This is a genomic window from Candidatus Poribacteria bacterium (assembly GCA_009839745.1).
Classification (GTDB): Bacteria; Poribacteria; WGA-4E; order WGA-4E; family WGA-3G; genus WGA-3G.
Window position 1 is genome coordinate 85,071 of the sequence record VXPE01000036.1, and the last position, 21,758, is coordinate 106,828.

Here is a 21,758-nt window from a genome sequence, read left to right on the forward strand (position 1 = left end):
TACACATCGGACACAACCTATTTGCCTATTGATTGTCTACCTCTAATTATGGTATCACTTTTGAAAGGAAATTGCAAGTCTATTTTGATTCTTTAATTATTTCTTGCGGTTACACAACGGGCGTTTGGGCTTCAATGTGGTTTTCTTATACCTGAAGAAATCCACATTCTCTCTTGATTTTTTCGACTAAATCGGGTAAAATGGAATTATGCTTTGTAATATGAGTCGCTTCTACCGTGAACTGGAAACACAAATTAGAAATGGAAACAATTGATGCTTAAGGCTATTACATTCGATTTTTGGCAAACCCTTTATGCAGATTCCGATATCAATTGGCGAGAGCGTCAGGCGATACGTGTCAAGCACTGTCATACGTATCTTGGCAGCCGCGACTATACTTGCACATTGGATGACGTGGAATTCGGACTTGAAGAGGCATACAATTTGGTGGCATCTCTATGGCATCAACATAAGGGGATCTCAGTGAAGCGGTGCATGCATCGATTTGCTGAGGTACTTCACCTTCAACTGGAGGAGGAAGACTTTGACCAGTTAATTGCGTGTCTTGGCGCAGCTTTCTTGGAAGCCCCGCCGATTATGATGCCACACGTCAAATCGGTCATTTCTCGGTTGAGTGAAAGCTATCCACTTGGAATCATATCAGATTCGGCACTAACGCCCGGCAGTTTTGCTCGAAAACTGATGGCGCGTGACGGCATCTTACAATATTTTACAGCTTTCACATTCTCCGACGAAACGGACTATACAAAACCTCAAGTGGTGCAATTCCATTCAACGTTAGCACAACTGAACGCTGAACCCGCGACAGCGGTGCACGTCGGCGATATTTTCCGAACGGATATTGTCGGCGCGAAAAATGCGGGGATGAAAGCGATTCGTTTCGCAGGCTTCAATAAAGGAGAAGGAGACGACACGCTGAGCGATGCTGTTGTCGACGACTATCGGAAATTAGAGACCGTTATCACTGAGTTGTCAAAATAGGAAACGCAAGGAGAAAAAATGGCAAATGTATTGGTCTCCGGGGGTACCGGATTCATTGGGAGCCGAGTCTGCACTGCCCTCCACGAGCGGGGGGATACCGTGCATGTATTATCTCGCAACCCGACACGCGCAGAAACGAAATTGAAGTCCGCAAGAGCGGTTTATGGTTGGAATCCTGAAACCGAAAAACTTCCTTCAGAAGCTACATCAGATGTGAAAGCGGTTGTTCATCTGGCTGGTGAAACCATCGCCGGTAGATGGAACGCCGAAAAAAAACGACGGATCCGGGATAGCCGAATTCTCTCGACCCGAAACCTCGTTGAATCGTTTGATGGGTTGCCCACAAAACCCGATGTGCTTGTCTGTGCTTCCGCAATCGGATACTATGGTGATAGTGGCGATGAGCATTTTACGGAGGCATCACCCGCCGGGACCGACTTTCTCGCCAAAGTCTGTCAAGAATGGGAGACAGAGGCACAAAAAGCGAATGCGTTTGGGATTCGGGTGGTCATGGTCCGTATTGGACTTGTGCTTGGATTAGGCGGTGGATTGTTAACACAGGTTCTCCCACCTTTTAAAATGGGAATCGGTGGCATACTTGGCAGCGGTCGGCAATGGATGTCTTGGATTCATGTCGACGATGTGGTTGGTATTGTGACACACGCTTTAGAGAATGAAGAGATTCGTGGTCCTTTGAATGCAACAGCACCTGCTCCTGTCAGAAATGTGGAATTCACAAAGACGCTCGGTACTGTGTTACGGCGACCCACCCTGTTTCCTGTCCCGACGTTCGGCTTGCGGTTGATGATGGGTGAATTTGCAGACTTCGTTGTGTTGAGCCAGAACGTGCTTCCAGAGAAAACGGAAGTCAGCGGCTACGAATTTCACCACCGAACGCTTGAATCCGCATTGAGAGACCTGCTATAAACGCGCAGAATTCCAACGAAATATGAAGATCCAAGACGTTCTACTTTCTGATTACGGAAAAGTCTCAAGTATACCCTCCCCTGTTAATCAGCTGATGACCGATTTTGCTGTCGGTTTTCGAGACGGACGCGACATCAATCTCGGTGTCGGATACGTCAATGAACGGACGATTCCGCATCAGCAGATTCAACACGCCTGCGAAGCAGTTCTCGCACACCCTAAAAAATACCGCGCATCCCTCAATTACGGCGGGGCACAAGGTTCGCCGAATCTGATTGCGTCACTCAGAAGGTTTCACATTGAGAATCGGATCGGTGGCATCACTGAACAGACCTTAAACAGTCGGGAGATTGTTATCGGTGCAAACGGGGCAACGAGTTTGTTAGAGAGCATCACCCACCTACTTCCTGCCGGTATCGTGCTGACCGCGGACCCGATGTATTATATCTACTGCAATGATTTGGAGAGGAAAGGTTTTAGCGTTCTCGCGATACCTGAAGATAACGAAGGACTTGATGCTGAACGTTTGAGGACCAAACTAACGGGGCTCGGCACTGAAAAAGAGGCTATCCGTTTTTTTTATGTTGTAACGGTTAACAATCCGACCTGCACAATTCTATCCAACGACCGTAAGAGAGAGCTCGTTGATATTGTTACTCGACTTTCATACGAAGTCGGACGAAAAATCCCTATTTTTTTTGACAACGCTTACAGCGACCTCGTGCATGACAGTGCGATTGAACCTTTGGTGTCTGCGCTCTGCTACGATACACTCGGTATTGTCTATGAAATTGGCACTCTGTCAAAAATCCTTGCTCCTGGGTTACGTATCGGTTACCTCATCGGTCCGAAAGGTCCATTGCTCGACAGCGTTATCCAACGCACAAGTGACATTGGGTTCAGTGCTCCGCTCATCAATCAAGAAATCGCAAGCTACCTGCTTGACCACGGTATTGAAGCACAAATCCAAAAAGTTAATAAAGGGTACCACCAGAAGGCAAAACAGGTCAAAGCATGGATAGCAGAATTACTGAGTGATAACGTTCAGGAGTGCAGGGGTGGGAGTGCTGGCTTCTACTACTACTTGACGCTATCGAGTGTCACAACAGATATGACCTCTGATTTTTTCAAGTTTTTGACGCGAACAACTCAACGAGAAGCGGTCGATGGACCGCCGGTTTCCCAACATCCAAAAGTAATTTACATTCCGGGTGAACACTGTGTCCATTCAGCTGGCGACATGGTCGAGGTCGGGAAACGACAATTCCGTATATCCTACGGATTTGAGGAACTCCCGCAGATTCACGCGGCGTTGACACACATGAAATCTGCGATAGTCTATAGCCATGAAAATTCGTTGGACTACCAACGCACCTCACAGAATTCCTCGTAATCCATCAATTCATGGATGGTGGGATTTTCACCACACATCGGGCAATCGCAATTTTGGCGGAGTTTTAGTTTGTTGAAATCCATGGATAACGCGTCGAAAAGCAGAAGGCTCCCGATGAGCGATTCACCGATGTTCAGCAGGACTTTAAGTGCTTCAACGGCTTGGATTGTGCCGATAATGCCGGGTAACACACCAAAGACCCCGGCTTCTTGGCAGCTCGGTGCCATCCCTGGAGGTGGCGGTTCGGGAAAGATACATCGATAACACGGTCCTTTGCCCGGGTAAAGGACGGTAACCTGTCCTTCAAACTGGGAAATGCTGCCGTGCACAATCGGCTTGCCAAGCATAACACATGCGTCGTTGATGAGATAGCGGGTCGGGAAGTTGTCGCACCCATCAACAATGAGGTCATACTGCTCTAATATCTCAAAAGCGTTTTCTGAAGTGATACGCTCGTTGTAGGGGATCACCTTGACATCTGGGTTCATCTCTGCGATAGTGGCTTCTGCGGATTTCGTCTTCAAAACGCCGATGTCGCTGATGCCGTGCAATATTTGACGTTGCAAATTACTGAGATCAACGGCATCGTCGTCAACGATGCCAAGCGTGCCGACCCCTGCCGCTGCAAGGTACATTCCAATAGGGGAACCGAGTCCGCCTGCCCCGATGAGTAGCACTTTCGATTCAAGCAACCGCGTCTGCCCCATCCCACCGACTTCGTTGAGAATAATATGTCGGCTGTAGCGTTCAATCTGTTCGTTGCTGAAGTTAAACATCTTAGGCTCCCAGATTAGAGAGGAGTTCTGAAATCGGTTTATCGGAATTCGCCGAGACTCGCAAAGCGAACCGTTCGCGTGCGTCTTCGGAAGTGCGTTCCACCGTGAAATCGTCACCGCCATACATCTGTTGTAGGACAGGTGTTAGGTCTGCCTCAACGGACGTTGCTGTTTCGGATGTATTCGGTGCGATATGCCGATTGTTTATCATAAACAGGAGATTTGCGCCGTCGAAATGCACCGCGTTTTCCAATTCCGCTGCTGCTTCAAGTTGCTCACATTTGGAGAGCACTTCTGCAAGTGCTTGGCGAATTTTGTCAGCATTGTCGCCTTCGACTGCATGTTTCCGGTTATAGAGGAATCCGTCCTCATGGTAAGCACTGTCGATGCTATAGTTGGCTTGCTTCAAAATCAACAGTACACCCGGTCCTGCATCAACGTGCGAATAGTCGGCGTAGTTCAAATAATCTTCTGAATCCGCCTCCTCCATCCAACGGTTGAAGACCTTGATGAAGTTGGTATGGTTGATTTTGCTATCTTCGGTTGTAAAAACCTTAATGTTAATCTGTTGTAGATCCATTCTGGTAAAAAATTTCCTATAAACATAACGCCCAGATGGGCTTTTCTTGTAAGAGCAGGGTTCACCTGCGATATTTTAATTACCAGCACACTATTCCTGAATCTCAGCACTGATATTCTGATGTTAAAAGCAACATTGCTTTTACTCTACTTTCTTACAGGTCTCAATTTGACGTATTTCTTTCAAAAATGTTTCCTTATCAAACGTTTCCATCCATTTATGCCGTTCGATAGAATAATCACCTTTTCCATCTTTGTGTTGAAATATTTTTTCTAAAAGCGCGTGAACATCCGGATTTCGACGACGGAGTTCTGCCATCTCATCTTCAAGCAGAGTTTGTATGTTCATCTTTACTAATCTCCTCTAACCATGTATAAGGATTTTCAACACGGACACGAAGTTGTAAATGAAAGCGTTTTGCCCTTCTGAGCATCCGATCATCGGTTGTTAGGAGAATCCGCCTGACCACTTTCGGCAGAAGCGATATGCAAAGCATCCAGCCACTTAAATCCCAATAATTCTAATTGGGTTCCGCGTGCTGTTTCCGCTACGCCAATTGTGACATTTTGGTTTGCGAGATCCAACAAGACTTTCATTTCAGTATGTAACGTTTTATTGGGAGTCCTGCTGATCTCATTGATTAGCACCGTGCTGGTAAGCCACTGCCATTGTGTTGTGAAGAATCGGGCAAGAATTATCTTAACAGCTCCAGTTTCCTGGCAAATCCTCGCTTGGGTCTGATCGTTGAAAAGACGATTCAAGCAACATGTATCAAGATAGATTTTCCAATTCTGAAGAAGGGGCTGCACACACTCACTCTATCGGATGGGTCTGTTATTGTTGAGTTTACTATCGTTACGCGCTTACTATCTGCTCCATGGCAGTAACGGCTTGTAGGGATGAGTTTGAAACCCACCCCTACCAGATAGAAAAATATTATACCCTACTCACCCTTCCGAACGGTGAGACGGTAGTGCTGTCCAACCTTCTTGGTGTCAACAATCTCATGCCCATCGTTGGTGAGGCTCTTCGGGACGTTCTCAATCGGTTCGCCATCGTCGATGGTGACTTCGAGAAGCTGACCGAGGTCCATCGTTTCCAACCGAATCTTTGCTTGGACGTAGTTGAACGGACAGGCAACACCCTTCAGATCGAGGCTATCCACGATTTCTTCAACCGGCTTCGTTTCCTTGACAACCCTTGGTTTCCGGGCAGGTCGTTTACGACGGCGTTTACGACGGCTCTCTTCCTCTTCCTCTTGCTTGATGCGCATACGGTTATAGACGTTATGCGATTCTTCAACGAAGAGTGTAGCTTCTTCAACGCGGCGGTGTGACAATTCGTGGTCAAACGTAGAAGCATCTTCCTCTGTTGCTTTGAAGATATGCGCGCCGTAACCGGGGAAGAAGTTACCGGGTTCAAAGAAGTGGGTGCGGAATTCGTTGACGGTGGTCGCGTCGTCAATATATTGCAAGCCTACCGTCGTCAAGAGTCCATCTGCAGCTCTGATCATCGCGTTAAAAGCCAATTCTGCGGAATCTTGAAATACACCCTTTTCCAAGTCCAAACCGGATTCATAGATAAGCCGATCTGCCTCTTCCAGCTTCATGGAGACGAGTGCGACGACCTCTCCTGCACACTCACCAACACCTGTTTTGAGTTGGTAATCTTTCGTGTCGCCGGTGTCTACATAGAACTCTGGTGCTTCCTCATAAGATGGAATCTTATCGTACTTGGATAAGATTTGCTTGATCTCCGCCTTACCGAGTCGTGCGACGTAATCGGTGAAGGATTCTTCCTCATTTCGTTCCGCCGTATACTTACCGGTCAACTCCTCAATGAACGTCGGAATATATTTGCCGTGGATTTTACCAGTGGCAAGTCCATAAGAACTGGCGTTTTCCACCATGTGTCCACCAAGCAGCACCTGATAGTAAGGTGCAATATGCGCGCCCATCCGGCGCGAGGAACCGAAGAAACCAATATTCGCGATATGATGCTGTCCACAGGAGTTAGGGCATCCGCTAATCTTAATCCGAAAGTCTTTAATTTCATTCTGCACACCGGTTTCAATGAAATAGTTTCGCAGGTGCGCTGCCAGACCCCGTGAAGAAGAAACACCGAGTTTGCAGGAGTCAGTACCCGGGCAAGCGGTAATATCAACCATGGATTCCGCACCTGGGTCCCCGAGACCGATCGCCTTCAGTTCGCGATAGAGCGCGGGGAGATCTGTCATTGTCACCCAACGGAGAACGATGTTCTGTTCGACTGTGGCACGGATAGTGTCTTTCACATATTTCCGAGAAATATCTGCCAAAGCACGCGTCTGATCTGCAGTAATATCGCCCAGAGGCAACGTAATCGTCACAAAAGCATAACCGGGTTGACTCTGTAACCGCACGTTGGATTGATACCACTGTTCAAACCCGTCAGGTCTCGAAGCACCATTGAGCTGCGTCGGTGCCTTGAGCGGACTTTCGTTGTAAGCGTCGAGATTGTCCAGATATGCTGTCCATTCCGGATCGTGGCGTAGTGTAGCCCGATCGTCAAGTACCTGTGTACGGAATTCCTCAATGCCGTATTTGGCGATCACAAACTTTAGACGCGCCTTATTCCGATTCCGGCGTTCCCCTAAACGGGTGAAGACTCTGCAAATCGATTGTGAAATCGGGAGCAGTTCTTCTGCGGAGACGAAATCATCAAACACTTTCGCTTGATGTGGTACTGCACCGAGTCCACCGCCAACATAAAGTTTAAAGCCGCGCTTGACCTCGCCATCCACCTCTTTAACGGCGGCAACTGCCCCGATGTCGTGCATGTTTGCCAAACCACAGGCGTGTTCTTCACATCCAGAAAACGCGATTTTGAACTTACGACCAAAATCTTGGGCATCTGGGTGTCCCAAAAGGAATGCAGACAACGCCTTAGAATAGGGCGTTATGTCAAACGTCTCATCTTGGCAGACCCCGCTGAGGGGGCATGCTGTGACGTTTCTCACGACATTACCACACGCCTCCTTTGTTGTGATGTCCACGCTCGCGAGACGGCGCATCAACTCGGGGGTGTTGTTGATGTCTACATAATGGTATTGGACATCTTGACGTGTCGTAATGTGAATGATGTTGTCCGAGAATTCTTCGGCTACATCTGCTAACATTTCAAGTTGTACGGCTGTGAGTCCGCCGAACGGAATTTTAACACGGATCATCTGCGATCTATCATCGCGCTGCCCGTAAACCCCATGCCGAAGTCTAAATTCGGTAAAGAGCGTCTCTTCGACTTGGCCGGCTTGAACCCGACCGAGTTGAATTTCATAAATTTCAATTTCGCGGGCAACATCAGACGGGATTGCCGACGTATCATAGGCCCCCGCGTATTCAGTAGCCATTCTAAACTCCTTATTGACCTCAGATTCTTAGTGTGCGTTGATTAATGTCCGATTGTTTTCTATTTAGCCGAAGGTTACGCGCCGATTTGCATGGTATCCAGCCATTAGAAATCCTTAAAGAGTATAGTATACCGTAAAATGCAATAAAAATCAAGGATAATCTTCTGTTCTAAGTTTCTGGTGCGTCTCCCCAATCCGGAATTGGAAGTAATTCTCCGTCTCGCAAAGCAGATTCATGTGCAACAAACCCGGGTGCACAATATCGAACCGCCTCCCAAACGTTGACGCGTGGCAATCGTTGACGATTGACGGAATCCACGAATTCGTGTACGATATAGGCGTGTGAACCGCCATGTCCGCCGAGATCCGCAGCGAGTGTATCCGGAAGATCTTCGTGCGATCTTGAAGGCTCGACGATTTCTCTCCCGTGTTTGTCTGCCCAAACGCATCCCGCGAGACTTTGTTCGTAACTCCCCTCTGTCCCATAAATACCACTGACGCGTTCAGATCCGGGGTGTCCAACCCGCCGGAACTCACAGATTTGCATTGTTGCTCCGTTGTTCATTGTGAAAAGTCCGACTTCGTTGGAGTAGGGATTTTTGTGAATGGTGTCCGTTCGAAACCAATCGTCGTTCGGATAGATATATCCCTGTGCGGAAACCGATGTTGCGTGCGCTTTCATTACGGAGATAGGAAAACAGGTTGAGTGGGTTGGATAATACATCGGGATACCGCCCATTTTATCGCGTCCCCACTGCGCTCCCCACCGATTTTTCGCCACATCGTAGAGCCCGTGGTCCATGTCATGAAAATACTCGGCACGGCAATGAACGAACTCCCCGAACGCCCCCTCCGCTGCTTTCTGACGACAGAAGGCGGTTTCTGGACGGAAATAACTCGTCTCCCCGTTCATGTATATCATTCCGGTTCGCGCAACGGTTCTGACAAGTGCCTCACATTCATCTAAAGATGCCGCAGCAGGGACAGCGGTATAGACATGCTTTCCGGATTCCATGGCTTGAATTGCCTGCGGGGCGTGCATCCAGTGCTGCGTGATGATCACGAGCGCATCTAAATCCGATCTGCAGATGTCATCAAGACTTGAATAGGTTTCAGAAATTTCAAACTGCTTTGCATATTTCGTCAACCGGTCTTCGCGCAAATCGCAGAGCGCGAGACGATGTACATCTGGATGGGACTTATACGATTGGATAAACGCCGGTCCGAACATGCCTAAGCCTACCATCCCGACACTGATACTCATCTGTCGTTTCCTCCTTCGAGCGATAGCGTGTTCCTACGGAGATTGAGGTGCGTTGATTCTCTTATGAAGAAGATAGCACGTAACGGAATTGCTGTCAAGTATATTTTTGGAGATATTTGTTGACAAAAGCACGAATAATCTTATAATAAATGCTAAAGTCGCTGTGGGGTGTTACGGGCAAGCATAAATTTAAACTGCACGTCTTCCCTATAGACGAAATCAATTTCATCATTGGAAGGATTAACTACAAATGGCATTAAAAGTTGGCGTTGTTGGCATGAGTGGAATTGGCAATAATCATGCGAACTGTCACGCAAATGACGACTTAGCGGAACTGGTTGCGGTGTGCGATATCGCGAAAGAGCGGGCAGACAGTGCGGCGGAACGTTTCGGTGTAAAGGCATACTATAGCGTAGCGGATATGATTGATGGCGAACCCGACTTGGATATCGTCGATGTCGGCACCGGTGGATACGAGAACGGTAGTTGGCACTATGAACCAACAATGGAGGCTCTCGATAAGGGAAAACACGTACTCGTTGAGAAACCGCTCTCTAACGATATCGGACAGGCGCGAGAGATGGTAGCGAAAGCCACGAAAGAGGACCTCTATCTCGGCTGTAACCTGAACCATAATTTCACGCCGCCTGCGGAGCAAGCGAAGAAATATATTGAGGATGGACACATCGGGGAACAGATTTACTGTCTTCACAAAATGGGATTTCCCGGCGGTGAGTTTGGCTATAGTTACTCGAAAGCCCCGCGGTCAGACGGCTTTCCCTATTTCCACGTGAAAGCCTTTCTGGCGCACCCCTTCAGTGTGATGCGTCATTTCTGTGGCGATATAACCCACGTCCAAGCCTTCATGAATCGTCCACATTTTAGACGCGGTGCTGGAGATGTGATGGTCTCCATTAACAGCATACATCTCCGTTTTGAAAATGGGTGTATCGGCTACCTATTGAGCCATCGTGGCGATGCTACATTCGGTCTCGGCGGTTGGTGGAGTGTCGAACTCGCAGGCACACGTGGCACCTTCTGCATCGAAAACTGCATCGAAAAAGTGACGTATTGGCCCTCCCCGGGTGCTCCCGATTTCTCTGACGAACCTATTGTCACAGAGTCCGGCATCAATGACTTCGCTCAAACCTTTCCACTGAGAATTCATGCTTTTTTAGAAGATGTCACGAATGGTGTACCGAAAGAGCAGTTACGCGCCTCGGGTAGAGACGCGCTCGCGACACTTGAGTATACGTGGGCGGCGATAGAGTCTTATGAAGAAGGCGGTATTGTGGTACGTCCACATCCACTTCCGCCGTTAAAAGGGTAATTGTAGGGAGAGCAACGCAATATCCATCCCTACAGAAGGAGAATTACATTTGAAATTAGGAGCAAATTCGGTACTCTTTGGCGGTTACGATATGGAGACCGCCTTTAAACACATAGCGATGGCTGGTTACGATGGCATTGAACTTTCAGCAATTGATGGAATGAGCCAACATCTCGTCCTCGCGAACTGGAAAGAACTCGCTGACGACATCAAACGATTCGCGAAAGCGTATGAACTCGACCTCTTGGCGATGGAACAGCCCTCACGCGATCCAGAACGCATGGAACAGGCATTCCAAGCCGCGGCTGAGATAGGTGTCCCGATTATTAACTGCGGTCCCGGTGGCACGTCAGACGATGAATCTGCCTGGCCCGAGGTTGTCGATTCATTGGGCAGCCTCTCCGAACGTGCGGAACACTACGGTGTGACGCTCTGCGTCAAGGCACATGTGGGCGCGAGCATCTATAATACGCCAACGACCCTCCGCATCATGAAAGAGATTTCGTCCCCGGCGTTTGGAATTGATATGGATCCGTCCCATATTCATCGTGCGGATGAAAATCCTGTGGAAGCGATTGCTGCGGTGATCTCGCGCGTCAAACACGTGCATATTCGGGATTGTAAGGGGACCCAACGGGGACCCGGTGATCCTGAGTTGCAGGCAAACGGACGCGGGGACATCGACCTCGTCGGCTATATCCATGTTTTACACGAAAACGGTTATACCGGTCCGTTGAACCTTGAAGTCATCGGTGCAAAAGAATATAGTTTAGAACAGTGTTGCACGATTGGGGCAGAATCGCGCGGACACATGCAGGCGTGTTTGCAAGCGTGTGGTGCCCGTTAATCTATAAATTGAGTAGGCGGGTTAAAACCTGCCTACTTGTGGAAATGCCTTACGCCATCTAAAATAGAACGGAGGAGAAGCGCGATGAAGGATAAGTGCCTGTTGACTGTGTTTCTGGTATGCCTCGTCTGTCTTTCCGCCAGCTGTGCCTCAGAGAAAACTTCTGAAAAAGCCATAGACTATAACAGACAGGGGTTAGCAGCGGCAAAGCGCGGTGAATATCAAGAGGCAATTGAGATGTATAGTGCTGCTATTCTCCTGGATCCCGATTACGCAGAAGCCTACAACAATCGGGGTGTGGCAAAAAAAAGGCTCGGTAGATTCGAGTCAGCAATTGCTGACTATGACACTGCGATACGCTTGGATCCCAGTTTAGGGACTCCTTACAACAATCGTGGGATCATAATGAAAAATCTCGGTGATTATGAAGCAGCAATCGTCGATTATGACACCGCCATCCGCCTGAGACCGGATTACGTAAATGCCTATTACAACCGCGGGATCGCAAAGGCACAACTCGATCAATACGATGCTGCGATCACGGACTATGATGCCGCGATCCAGTTCAAACCTGACTATACCAAAGCCTACTTTCGTCGAGGATTGGCAAAAAGATCCCTCAACAAGCCTACAGCGGCAAAACAGGATTTTCAAACCGCCTTAGAACTCGCAACACAGGCGGGTAACATAGAACTGAAAGGCACTATCGAAAACTTGCTACTCCGACTGAAATAGTGCGTTCGGAGCCGCGATGCGAACCGAATTGTCTTTCTACTGAAGTCGGATCTCTGATAACGGAATCCCGCTGTTAAACATCTGTATCGGCGGAATTTCCTCCTTCACTTCTGTTAATCCACATAACCAGTTCCATGTCAATTCACCCCTGCGGCGATCGCGGTAGGATTCCACCTCGGTGACGTAGGGATGTCTTCCGTGATGTTGATAAGGCGGAATCTCATCGGAATCCCGTGCCCAATCCCGTTTGGGTATTGCGGTGCGGAAGTAGGAAAACTTAATCATTCCGCGTCTATCGGCATTGAGTTTTGGACCCGCCTTATGCCAGATGCCGTAGCGTGTCATTGCGACGGTGCCTGCGGGAACGGTGAGAGAGAGTTGTCCGAGGATGTCCCCGTAATGTGCGATCGCTTCCCTATCCACAAGCCGATGGTGGGAGCCGGGCAATATCATCGTCGGTCCATCTTCGATTTTCACCTCTTTCGGATAATAGTAGCACTGGAGATGTGTGATACCGTATCCGTATTCGGTGAGTCCATCGGAATGCCACGTTTGCCCACGGTGGGGTGCTTCAAAGAGATGATGATGTGCGCTCGTCGGCACGAGAAAATTCTCGCCCAACAGTGAACGGACAGCACCGGCGACTTCCGGGTGTAGCAATACATTCCGGCGAAATTCGTCTGTAAGAACGAAATCACTGAGATGCCCACCCTCTATGGTATCACACGTCTTATTGAAATTCGGATCAATGACGCTCTCTAAAGTGATATAGCCGTTGTGGATAAACTGTATGACTTGATAGTCATTTAGCGTAGGTTTAACGTCAATCATCGTGCGCTTCCTTTATACAAGTTTTTCTAAAACGAACTCATACGTCAGATAGGCGTTGTCGACATCCGTAAAGTTGTAGAGTTCAGGGCGCGGGAATTGAACAATTCTCCATCCATCGTTAACCGCATCAAGCACAGATGCATAGGGGGCATCTTGCGAGGGGAGGACTGGTTCATCCGGCGCGGTTGGGTCGTACAGTGCCCACCCACCCAACGGTGAGCGTAAGTTCGTTGATTTAGAATAGAGATAGAGGATGAGTTGTTTCTCAGAATTCAAGGCGGCGGTTACAGCGCGCAGATCCGTTTCGGTCAACTCACCTGCCTTCAGTTTTTCAATAGAATTGTCGAGCCATTCTTTTATCGCTGGTTTCACACGAACTTCTCCCTTCATTACAATTATCATCATTGTAGCATTAAAACAAAAAATATGATATAATAACCCAAGTTGCTACTTACACGATTTTAGAAGTGCAATCCCCGTTTTTCAGTGAAGATTCTTCAGGATTTGAGCAATTTCGTAGCGTAAACTTTCAGTTTGCGCGTGGCTATGCACAATCTAAAAGATTATGCTACAAACTGGCAACTCACGTTATAATAGTTGAAAAATCGATAGCAACAAATGGACCCACTCATTTTTCTTGAAAAGAAAGGTTATATTATGGCTAAGAAAAGCCGAAAAAAAAGGAAAAGACGGTTAAATAAGTCTCCAGCATCCTATAACACCACAGGACTTTCCAAAGCCTCGCAAGGGTACTATATAGAAGCAATTGCAAATTATGACAGAGCGATCCAGCTCAAGCCAGATTACGCCGAAGCATATTATAATCGCGGTATGTCAAATATTGCGTTAGCGGAATATGATGATGCCATTGAAGACTTCGATCAAGTTATTGAGTTAAATCCAGAGAACGCGAATGCCTACCTACAGCGAGGCTATTCAAAAAACATGATCCATGAAGAAGAAGCCGCTATAGAGGACTGTGATACGGCTATCCGACTGAAACCGGACTTCGCAGAAGCCTACAATATTCGAGGCGAGGCACACGGTGATTTAGAGAACTATGCAGCCGCTATTGAAGACCTTGAGGAAGCGATACGTCTCCGACCAAATTACGCCGAGGCATACTATAATCGCGGCTTTGTAAACGGCGACATGGCGGACTATGAAGCCGCTATCGCTGACTTTGAAACGGTGATACGCTTAGATCCTATGAATGACGATGCCTATGACATGCGTGAAGCCGCCATGAGAGCATTACAACACGCAGACGCACCCGTCGTCATAGGTCCACATCCCACAAATCCATTAGCCTCTGGTGATACCCCTGTTGATCTTGAAGAACTTATGCAGCTTGACGAGGAAGAAATAGAAGAATATGAAGCCGCCGTTGAAGCCGCGAATAAGGCGATACGTTCAAACCCCGAAAACACCGAAGCATACTACGATCGTGCTGTCGCGCAAAACAACCTCGCCAACTTTGAGGATGCTCTTAAGGACTGCGACGAAGCGATACGCCAAAAACCAGAATTCGCTGCGGCTTATGGTGTGAGAGGCTTCGCTAAGGATAAACTTGAACAAACCGAAGCTGCTATCGCAGACTATGACGAGGCCATTCGACTGAAACCTGACTATGCTGAGGCATATTTCAATCGAGGCCTCATAAAGGCTCAACTTGAGCAATACAGTGATGCTATTGCTGATTACGATGAAGCCATTCGACTTGAACCGGAGACCGGGATATTCTATTTTACTCGAGGGCTGATAACTGCCACGCTTGCCGGAGAACCTGACAAGGATAACGTTGAAATCTATGAAACTATTATCGCTGATTACGATGAAGCCATTCGATTTGAACCAGACTTCATGCCAGCGCATTTCGGTCGGATTGCAACGAACACTATGCTTGGCAGAAAGGATGCCGCTCAGGCAGCCACTGAAGAGATGCTCCAACTTGAAAATCCTTTGGCAGAGACAGTCAATATGGCAAATGCAGCGGATATATTCGATATGGAAGACATGGAAGATATAGATACAGATCTTATAGAGATTATAAATACCGAAGAAGAAGAGGAATAGTCAATATTCTAATCTCAGAGGAAATGCGTAAGTCCTAAAGAATTATACCAAAAAATGTCTATTTTTGTCATATTTTTTTACAAAGAAAAACGCGATTTATGCTATACTACCGTAAGCTAATCTGCTTAGAAAATTTGAAGCCTCAATCGGGGTTAGAAACCCCTCCTACAAGAGGACTGGGGAAAAAAGGAGGCAAATTGGAACACATATACACCAAAGATATTAAAGGAAAGGATTCATAATGAGACTGGAAGGAAAAGTTGCGATTGTCGCGGGTGCCGCCTGGGGTGGTATTGGGGCGGCGACTGCTTATAGGTTTGCTTGCGAAGGCGCGAAAGTGGTTGTCAACACACGCCGACGCAAGGAAAAACTTGATGAAACTGTTCATCGTATTCAAGAAGCGGGTGGACAGGCAATCGCCGTCATGGGTGACATCGCAGATGAAAAGACGTGGCAGACACTTGTCGAAACTGCCTTGTCAAACTATGGAAAAATAACAACGCTTGTCCATAACGCTGCACATTCCTACACCAAAAAAGCGATTGAATTTACAACCGAAGAATGGAACGAAAGCCTTGGCGTGACACTCGGCGGACCGTGGCTCGGTGCGAAGTATTGCATTCCTGAAATGATTCGTAATGGTGGCGGCACCTTGGTTTTCATCTCCACGGTTAACGCTACGATTACAAACCCAGGGTTTGGGCTTTACGGTGCCGGAAAAGGGGGTTTGAATGCATTGACGCGAAGTATTGCACTTGATTACGGCAGGGAAGGTATCCGCGCGAACGCCATCGCTCCAGGACAGATCGTCGGCGAAAGAGGCGAAGTTTCTCTCGCTGAGGATTCCCTCGAAGAACGAGCCTCTCGCGATTGTTATCCGGTTGGTCGCTACGGAAAACCCGAAGATATTGCGAATGCTGCGCTTTTCTTGGCATCCGATGAGGCGGATTTTGTTACTGGAATCGTCTTGACTGCCGATGGTGGTTTGACGCTTCAGTCTCCAGAGGCACTCGTGCGTCCCTCCTTCCGTCTTCGCTGGAGAGATGATATTCTTGTCCCACAATCCAAAAAGGATGTATAGGGCAAATTTTCGTTCTATAGGAACAGACATCCGTGTCTATTCTATTTTTAGGAGATTAAAAAATGTGTGGACGATTTACACTCGCAAGCGATGCTGAAGCATTGAATCAAATTTTTTTCGATTTTGCGGAACCCATGAATTTGTCCCCGCGCTACAATATCTCACCGACACAAGATGTGGCTGTTATTGCAAATACACCGACTGATACGGAAGAACGTCCAGACCCTGGACAGGTGGAATTCTTTCATTGGGGACTTATTCCGTCTTGGGCGAAAGACCCGAAGATCGGAAATCGGATGATCAATGCCCGTTCGGAGACCCTGTCGGAAAAACCCTCCTTCCGGAATGCCTACAAACGCAGGCGATGTCTTATTTTGGCGGACGGCTACTATGAATGGAAACGGATTCCGGGTGACAGGCTTAAACAACCGGTGTATATCCGTCTCAAATCGCAGAAGCCGTTCGCACTGGCGGGGTTATGGGAGGTATGGCAGGCGGATGGGATGGATGAAACGCTCCGTTCTTGCACTATCATTACATGTCCACCGAACGCATCTTTGGAGAAAATTCACCATAGAATGCCTGTAATTCTGCCGCAAGATGCTTATGCGGCGTGGCTTGCACCGAACCAACAATCGGAAACCGACACACTTCAACAGATCCTTGTCCCGTATCTCGATGAAGAGATGGAGGCGTATCCGGTGTCAAGGTTCGTCAATCGTCCTACGAACGATTCACCGGAATGTATCGCCCCCTTTTCTTAATTTTTCCTTGGGTTCGGTCAGGTGCATTTAGATTTTTAATTTTTCCCTGCGGTTCGGTGAAGTGGGTTTGATAAACGAAGTGCCTCTCCGTAACTCTTCAGAAACACCCAAGCAAAAACACCTCCATTTCATTGCGGACTACAAATACTCTAAAAAGAAGGAAAGGAATTATGTCAAAACCGAGTAAAGATCAGATGCTGTATATGTATCGTAAGATGTTAGAGATTCGTCAATTTGAAGAAGCCGCTGGCACGCTTTACCAGAGTGGTCAACTTCCGGGTTTCTTGCATCTTTACATCGGCGAAGAAGCCACAGCCGTAGGGGTTTGCGTTCACTTGCAAGACGCTGATTATATTACGAGTACACACCGCGGTCATGGGCATCTCATTGCAAAAGGCGGCAAACGCGACCGGATGATGGCGGAGTTGTTCGCACGAACGACCGGTTATTGTAAAGGTAAGGGCGGTTCGATGCATATCGCCGATAAGGAGACCGGCATTCTGGGTGCTAACGGCGTTGTCGGGGCAGGTATTCCGCTTGCGGCGGGTGCAGGGCTCTCGGCTAAACTTCGTGGAACACAGCAGGTCGCAGTGTCCTTCTTTGGTGATGGCGCGACGAACCAAGGCGTATTCCATGAAACGCTCAACCTCGCTGCCGTCTGGGAATTACCTGTCATCTTTGTGTGTGAAAACAACCGATTCGGTATGGGAACGCCACAACGAGAGCATCAGCGGGTAGAAGATATTGCGGCTGTCCGTGCGCCTGCCTACGATATGCCGGGCATCACTGTTGATGGGAACGATGTTCTCAAGGTTTACGCTGCAGCGGACGAAGCCGTCACACGTGCCCGTGAAGGGGGTGGACCGACGCTCCTCAACTGCGATACTTACAGATTCCGGGGACACCACATCGGTGATCCAGGGACATCTTACCGCGACCGCGAGGAAGTGCAAGAACAAGAACGCCAGCGCGATCCGATTCGGAGACTCGCCGCGGTTCTCATCGAAGAAGAGGGGATGACGCAAGATGCACTCTCGACACTTGAGACGGAACTCGCAAACGAACTTGAGGCAGCACTTGAATTCGCCAAGAATAGCCCAGAACCTCTTCCAGAAGACGCTTTGAACGATCTTTATGCCGGTTCTATTCAGCCGTAATTATCGTCAAGCCTATCATAATAGTTAAAAAAGGATTCACATCTATCGGCGAGGTTTGTAACCTCGCCTTTTTTTACCCAAATTTAAAGTACTTATGAGAGAAGACGAACGCCCGAAATCGCACGGTGTTACATGGAAGTCTATCGCCATTACGCTCGTGCTGATTCCGTTTAATTTCTATTGGATCATCGCGGGTGAAGTCGGACTTGTAGGTTATGCGCTGAATACCTATGCCGTGCCGTTTTACAATGTTGTCTTCGTGGTGTTTGCTTTCACGCTTCTCAATCTTGCAGTTCACCGTCGCTTATTCACAGATGCGGAGCTCCTCACGATATACATCCTGCTCAGCACGGCGTGCGCTTTTCCCTCCATTACGCTGATGACGATTCTCGTCACGACCGTCGGGCACGCCTTCCATTTCGCAACCCCCGAAAATGAATGGAAACACCTCTTCTATGATTACCTTCCGAGATGGCTTCTCGTCGATGATCCAAAGGCATTGACAGGCTATTATACAGGGGAATCGAGTCTCTCTACCGTAGACCTAATCGGTGTATGGATAGTGCCAACCTTATCTTGGGCAGGTTTCATGACGGTCCTGGTCCTCGTGATGTTGTGTATCAACGTTATCTTGCGGAAGCAGTGGGTGGAACGCGAACGACTCGCCTATCCGATCACGCAGATCGCGTTTCATGTCACCCATAGCACGAAATCGCTGTTTTCGCACCGCATCACATGGCTTGGCTTCGGAATTGCGGCATCTATAGCGATTCTCAATGGCTTTAGTTTTCTGTATCCGACGCTTCCTACCTTACCCATTAAGCGGATTGGTGGTTGGCGCGGGTTTGGACACCTGTTCACAGAAAAGCCGTGGAACGCTATCGGTGGCATCAGTATGTCCTATTATCCTTTCGTTATCGGACTTGGGTTGCTGATGCCGCTTGACCTATCGTTCTCCAGTTGGTTCTTCTTTATCTTCTACAAGGCGCAATTAGTCTTAGCAAGTGCCGCTGGCTTGTCCAGTCTGCCCGGGTTCCCCTATATTGATAGGCAATGCTTTGGTGCTGCCATCGGGATTTTCATCTCTGTCGTAGTCCTGAACGGACGGCACTTTCGCGACGTTTTCCGTATCGCACGTCATCGCACAGGCGAGGATGCTAACGAACCGATTTCCTATAGGCTCGCGCTCTGGGGTATTGTTGCCGGACTCGCAATACTCTTTATCTTTTCCAAGCGGATCGGCATGTCCTTCTGGCTGATTCCGCTGTTTTTTGCAATCTATTTTATCATCGTCTTGGTGCTCACACGGATGCGGGCGGAGCAGGGATTTCCCGTGCATGCGATGGAGAATATGCCGAATCATCATATCCTCGTTGACGGATTCGGCACACGACTACTCGGCACGAATAACCTCGTTGCTTTGACGCTCTACCGTTGGTTTAATCGGAGCTACACGAGCAATCCGATGCCGCACCAATTAGAGGGCTTCAAACTCTCGGAACGCTCTGGAATCGCACCGAGGCGACTGTTCTTCGCGCTGTTAGGTGTGTCAGGGTTCGCTGCGGTAATGGTGTTCGGCGTTATCCTCTATATTTTTTATACCTACGGTGCTTTGAACATGAGCGGTGGCAGCGGTTGGGCAACCGGTTTCGGTGGACGCGTCTTCAACGGACTCCAGCGTTGGATTTATTACCCGACTGAACCGAATCTCTATGCGACTGGCGGTATCGTGTTTGGATTACTCTTTTCGACGCTCTTGATGTTTATGCGGGCACGTTTTTTCTGGTGGCCCTTCCATCCGATCGGGTTTGTCGTCTCTAGCGATTGGGGTATGCGGTATTTGTGGAGTTGTATGCTGGTGAGTTCGATTATTAAGTGGAGTGTCTTGAAGATTGGCGGTCCGCGGGCATCGCAGCAGCTGGTGATGTTCGCGATTGGGTTGATGTTGGGTGATTTCACCGTGGGTGGTATCTGGAGTCTTGTGAGTGTTGTGACGCAACAGCCGATGTATAATTTTTGGCCGTAGAGATAATTTGAGAAATTGTTAGAGATATGCTACAATTCAGTATCAATTGGGAAGATATACTGGAATGGATTTTGAAATTATTGGAGAAATCACGCAAATTGAAACAATTAGTCGCGGCAGTGGTATCCGAAACCACGCTCGGCTACAACGTCAGTATGGTCAAGGTAAATGGCGTAAGCTAAAGGGAGTAGCATACGTCCAATTGGTTGATGGTTCAGTCCGTCTTGCTGAAGTTCATTGGTATCAAGCTGACAACATCGGCAAGAGAGAATTTAAGATTAAACTCCCATTTCCTGATTAAAGATGAACAAAAAAGAGAATCAATTTCCGCAATTCGGTCGGTGCCTTAATAATGAAGGATATGCTGCCTCTCTTGAAGTAGGGGAAATATATCGTGTGATTCAGGATGACGAAGCAGCATCTCACGGATATATCCGCGTCATAGACGAAAGCGGCGAAGACTACGCCTACACAGCTAACCGTTTTCACTTAATTCAGCAACCTGCCCCTGTCGAAAGGCTCAGATCCATCCCAAACAACACTTCGATCCCAGACAACACTATCTATCTTACCTTGTGATTTCTTATTATTGTTAACCCAAGTTGCCAGTTTGTAGCATAACCTGTTAGGGTGTGCATATCAGGACGCAGACTAACAGTCTACGCTACAAAACACCGCAGATAATGAACTGTTTTTACCCAAAAACACGACCTGAATGCTCAAAACCCTGTAACTAGCAAGTTGGGTTATTGTTATCACTATTTTCATCTGCCTTTTCTTGATTAAAAGTAACCCTAATTTCACAGTCCCTGACCTGTGTGTCTCCCTTATCGGTTGGTGGGTCCCATATCATTATAATTATCGGCATTATATACCTCTTACTTTTAGGGTATTTTACAAGGATCCGGCAGATGAATATTCACAGACTCGTTACCTATCTGTTTTTTTTCATCATTAGGATTAGGTTCCCTTACAGGTCTAATTTGAAGTCTATCTGCTTCCCCTGGACCAACGTCATTTACAGCCCTTATTTCAATGGTAATTTCTACATCGTTAGGCAATAACGCAACAAATCTTGTGTCAGTGCCATTCAAATCTATCCACTCCGAATATCCTCCATCGTGAATAGCCAAACGCACTTGATATTTATCTATCTTAGAACCACCATCATTGGCAGGTGCATCCCAAGCTATTGTATACGGTATTAGAGTCATTGTAGGCATTATATTTTCCCTATACATCAAAATAAGGAGAACGCCGCGAGCAGCACTATCCAGTTTGTATTTGGATTATACCATCAAATGGGTGTGTTGTCAATTAAATTAGCATTGCTTTAATGGAGCAGTGAAGTGTTTCGGTATGATTTTTATACGCAATACGCAGCTCTGGATTCGAGATTTTTGTAAAAAGACTGAAGATATTGTAGCACTCTCACACGCCATTTTCAAACGAAATTTTCTTGACAATCACCTATCCATAAGTTATTATGTAGGATAAATACAGCGGTAGAGTATTCAAACGTTTCGGAAACTCCGCCAGATAAAATTACGACTCTGGTCGGGAACTCAAAATATGGGAAAT

21 protein-coding genes are annotated in these 21,758 nt (G+C 47.7%); 13 read left to right on the plus strand and 8 right to left on the minus strand.

What is annotated here, in order from left to right; genetic code table 11:
* Positions 1 to 273: 273 nt before the first annotated feature.
* From F4X88_05300 to F4X88_05310, 3 genes are read left to right on the plus strand one after another with little or no spacing between them, the layout of a single operon-like run.
* Entirely contained in the window at positions 274 to 1,002 is a 729-nt protein-coding gene (locus F4X88_05300) for an HAD family hydrolase (GenBank protein MYA55690.1), read from the plus strand.
* Between the two features lie 18 nt (positions 1,003 to 1,020).
* Complete coding sequence (locus tag F4X88_05305; GenBank protein ID MYA55691.1) at positions 1,021 to 1,929, plus strand: TIGR01777 family protein; 909 nt, start codon at positions 1,021 to 1,023, stop codon at positions 1,927 to 1,929.
* 22 nt (positions 1,930 to 1,951) lie between these two features.
* Complete coding sequence (locus F4X88_05310; GenBank protein ID MYA55692.1) at positions 1,952 to 3,322, plus strand: aminotransferase class I/II-fold pyridoxal phosphate-dependent enzyme; 1,371 nt, start codon at positions 1,952 to 1,954, stop codon at positions 3,320 to 3,322.
* Here the strand turns inward: F4X88_05310 and moeB are convergent.
* From moeB to F4X88_05335, 5 genes are all read right to left on the minus strand, one after another.
* A complete protein-coding gene (moeB, locus tag F4X88_05315) occupies positions 3,292 to 4,098 on the minus strand; it encodes a molybdopterin-synthase adenylyltransferase MoeB (protein MYA55693.1) in 807 nt (268 codons plus the stop codon). The two genes, F4X88_05310 and moeB, sit on opposite strands and share 31 nt — an antisense overlap.
* A gap of 1 nt (position 4,099) precedes the next feature.
* Positions 4,100 to 4,678, minus strand: a complete 579-nt coding sequence (locus F4X88_05320) for a hypothetical protein (protein MYA55694.1) — start codon at positions 4,676 to 4,678, stop codon at positions 4,100 to 4,102.
* Between the two features lie 141 nt (positions 4,679 to 4,819).
* Entirely contained in the window at positions 4,820 to 5,026 is a 207-nt protein-coding gene (locus F4X88_05325) for a hypothetical protein (GenBank protein MYA55695.1), read from the minus strand.
* Between the two features lie 595 nt (positions 5,027 to 5,621).
* Complete coding sequence (locus tag F4X88_05330) at positions 5,622 to 8,066, minus strand: nitrite/sulfite reductase (protein MYA55696.1); 2,445 nt, start codon at positions 8,064 to 8,066, stop codon at positions 5,622 to 5,624.
* Between the two features lie 169 nt (positions 8,067 to 8,235).
* Positions 8,236 to 9,330 carry a Gfo/Idh/MocA family oxidoreductase gene (locus F4X88_05335; GenBank protein MYA55697.1) on the minus strand — a complete coding sequence of 365 codons (1,095 nt, stop codon included), beginning with the start codon at positions 9,328 to 9,330 and terminating at the stop codon, positions 8,236 to 8,238.
* Positions 9,331 to 9,580: 250 nt separating this feature from the next.
* On the opposite strand from F4X88_05335, the gene F4X88_05340 reads away from it, so the two are divergent.
* The 3 genes from F4X88_05340 to F4X88_05350 all read left to right on the plus strand — a co-directional run bounded on the left by F4X88_05340 (position 9,581) and on the right by F4X88_05350 (position 12,242).
* The gene (locus F4X88_05340; protein MYA55698.1) at positions 9,581 to 10,660 is read left to right on the plus strand and encodes a Gfo/Idh/MocA family oxidoreductase; all 1,080 of its coding nucleotides are present in this window, start codon (positions 9,581 to 9,583) and stop codon (positions 10,658 to 10,660) included.
* A gap of 49 nt (positions 10,661 to 10,709) precedes the next feature.
* Positions 10,710 to 11,507, plus strand: coding sequence for a sugar phosphate isomerase/epimerase (locus F4X88_05345; GenBank protein ID MYA55699.1), 798 nt, complete (start codon positions 10,710 to 10,712; stop codon positions 11,505 to 11,507).
* 84 nt (positions 11,508 to 11,591) lie between these two features.
* On the plus strand, positions 11,592 to 12,242 hold the full coding sequence (locus tag F4X88_05350; protein MYA55700.1) for a tetratricopeptide repeat protein: 651 nt from the start codon (positions 11,592 to 11,594) through the stop codon (positions 12,240 to 12,242).
* A gap of 36 nt (positions 12,243 to 12,278) precedes the next feature.
* Here the strand turns inward: F4X88_05350 and F4X88_05355 are convergent, their stop codons facing one another.
* Both F4X88_05355 and F4X88_05360 read right to left on the minus strand, forming a co-directional pair.
* Positions 12,279 to 13,073, minus strand: coding sequence for a phytanoyl-CoA dioxygenase family protein (locus tag F4X88_05355; GenBank protein MYA55701.1), 795 nt, complete (start codon positions 13,071 to 13,073; stop codon positions 12,279 to 12,281).
* A 12-nt stretch (positions 13,074 to 13,085) separates the two neighbouring features.
* A complete protein-coding gene (locus F4X88_05360) occupies positions 13,086 to 13,445 on the minus strand; it encodes a hypothetical protein (protein ID MYA55702.1) in 360 nt (119 codons plus the stop codon).
* 246 nt (positions 13,446 to 13,691) lie between these two features.
* On the opposite strand from F4X88_05360, the gene F4X88_05365 reads away from it, so the two are divergent.
* The 7 genes from F4X88_05365 to F4X88_05395 all read left to right on the plus strand — a co-directional run bounded on the left by F4X88_05365 (position 13,692) and on the right by F4X88_05395 (position 20,756).
* Positions 13,692 to 15,149: a tetratricopeptide repeat protein gene (locus F4X88_05365; protein MYA55703.1), complete on the plus strand. Its 1,458-nt coding sequence runs from the start codon at positions 13,692 to 13,694 to the stop codon at positions 15,147 to 15,149.
* 241 nt (positions 15,150 to 15,390) lie between these two features.
* Complete coding sequence (locus tag F4X88_05370) at positions 15,391 to 16,230, plus strand: SDR family oxidoreductase (protein ID MYA55704.1); 840 nt, start codon at positions 15,391 to 15,393, stop codon at positions 16,228 to 16,230.
* Positions 16,231 to 16,292: 62 nt separating this feature from the next.
* Positions 16,293 to 16,994, plus strand: coding sequence for an SOS response-associated peptidase (locus tag F4X88_05375; protein ID MYA55705.1), 702 nt, complete (start codon positions 16,293 to 16,295; stop codon positions 16,992 to 16,994).
* 170 nt (positions 16,995 to 17,164) lie between these two features.
* A complete protein-coding gene (locus tag F4X88_05380; protein ID MYA55706.1) occupies positions 17,165 to 18,151 on the plus strand; it encodes a thiamine pyrophosphate-dependent dehydrogenase E1 component subunit alpha in 987 nt (328 codons plus the stop codon).
* A gap of 94 nt (positions 18,152 to 18,245) precedes the next feature.
* A complete protein-coding gene (locus tag F4X88_05385) occupies positions 18,246 to 20,177 on the plus strand; it encodes a hypothetical protein (protein ID MYA55707.1) in 1,932 nt (643 codons plus the stop codon).
* A gap of 64 nt (positions 20,178 to 20,241) precedes the next feature.
* Positions 20,242 to 20,478, plus strand: a complete 237-nt coding sequence (locus F4X88_05390; protein MYA55708.1) for a hypothetical protein — start codon at positions 20,242 to 20,244, stop codon at positions 20,476 to 20,478.
* Between the two features lie 2 nt (positions 20,479 to 20,480).
* On the plus strand, positions 20,481 to 20,756 hold the full coding sequence (locus F4X88_05395) for a hypothetical protein (protein MYA55709.1): 276 nt from the start codon (positions 20,481 to 20,483) through the stop codon (positions 20,754 to 20,756).
* A 305-nt stretch (positions 20,757 to 21,061) separates the two neighbouring features.
* Here the strand turns inward: F4X88_05395 and F4X88_05400 are convergent, their stop codons facing one another.
* Positions 21,062 to 21,400, minus strand: coding sequence for a fibronectin type III domain-containing protein (locus F4X88_05400; protein MYA55710.1), 339 nt, complete (start codon positions 21,398 to 21,400; stop codon positions 21,062 to 21,064).
* Positions 21,401 to 21,758: the final 358 nt, after the last annotated feature.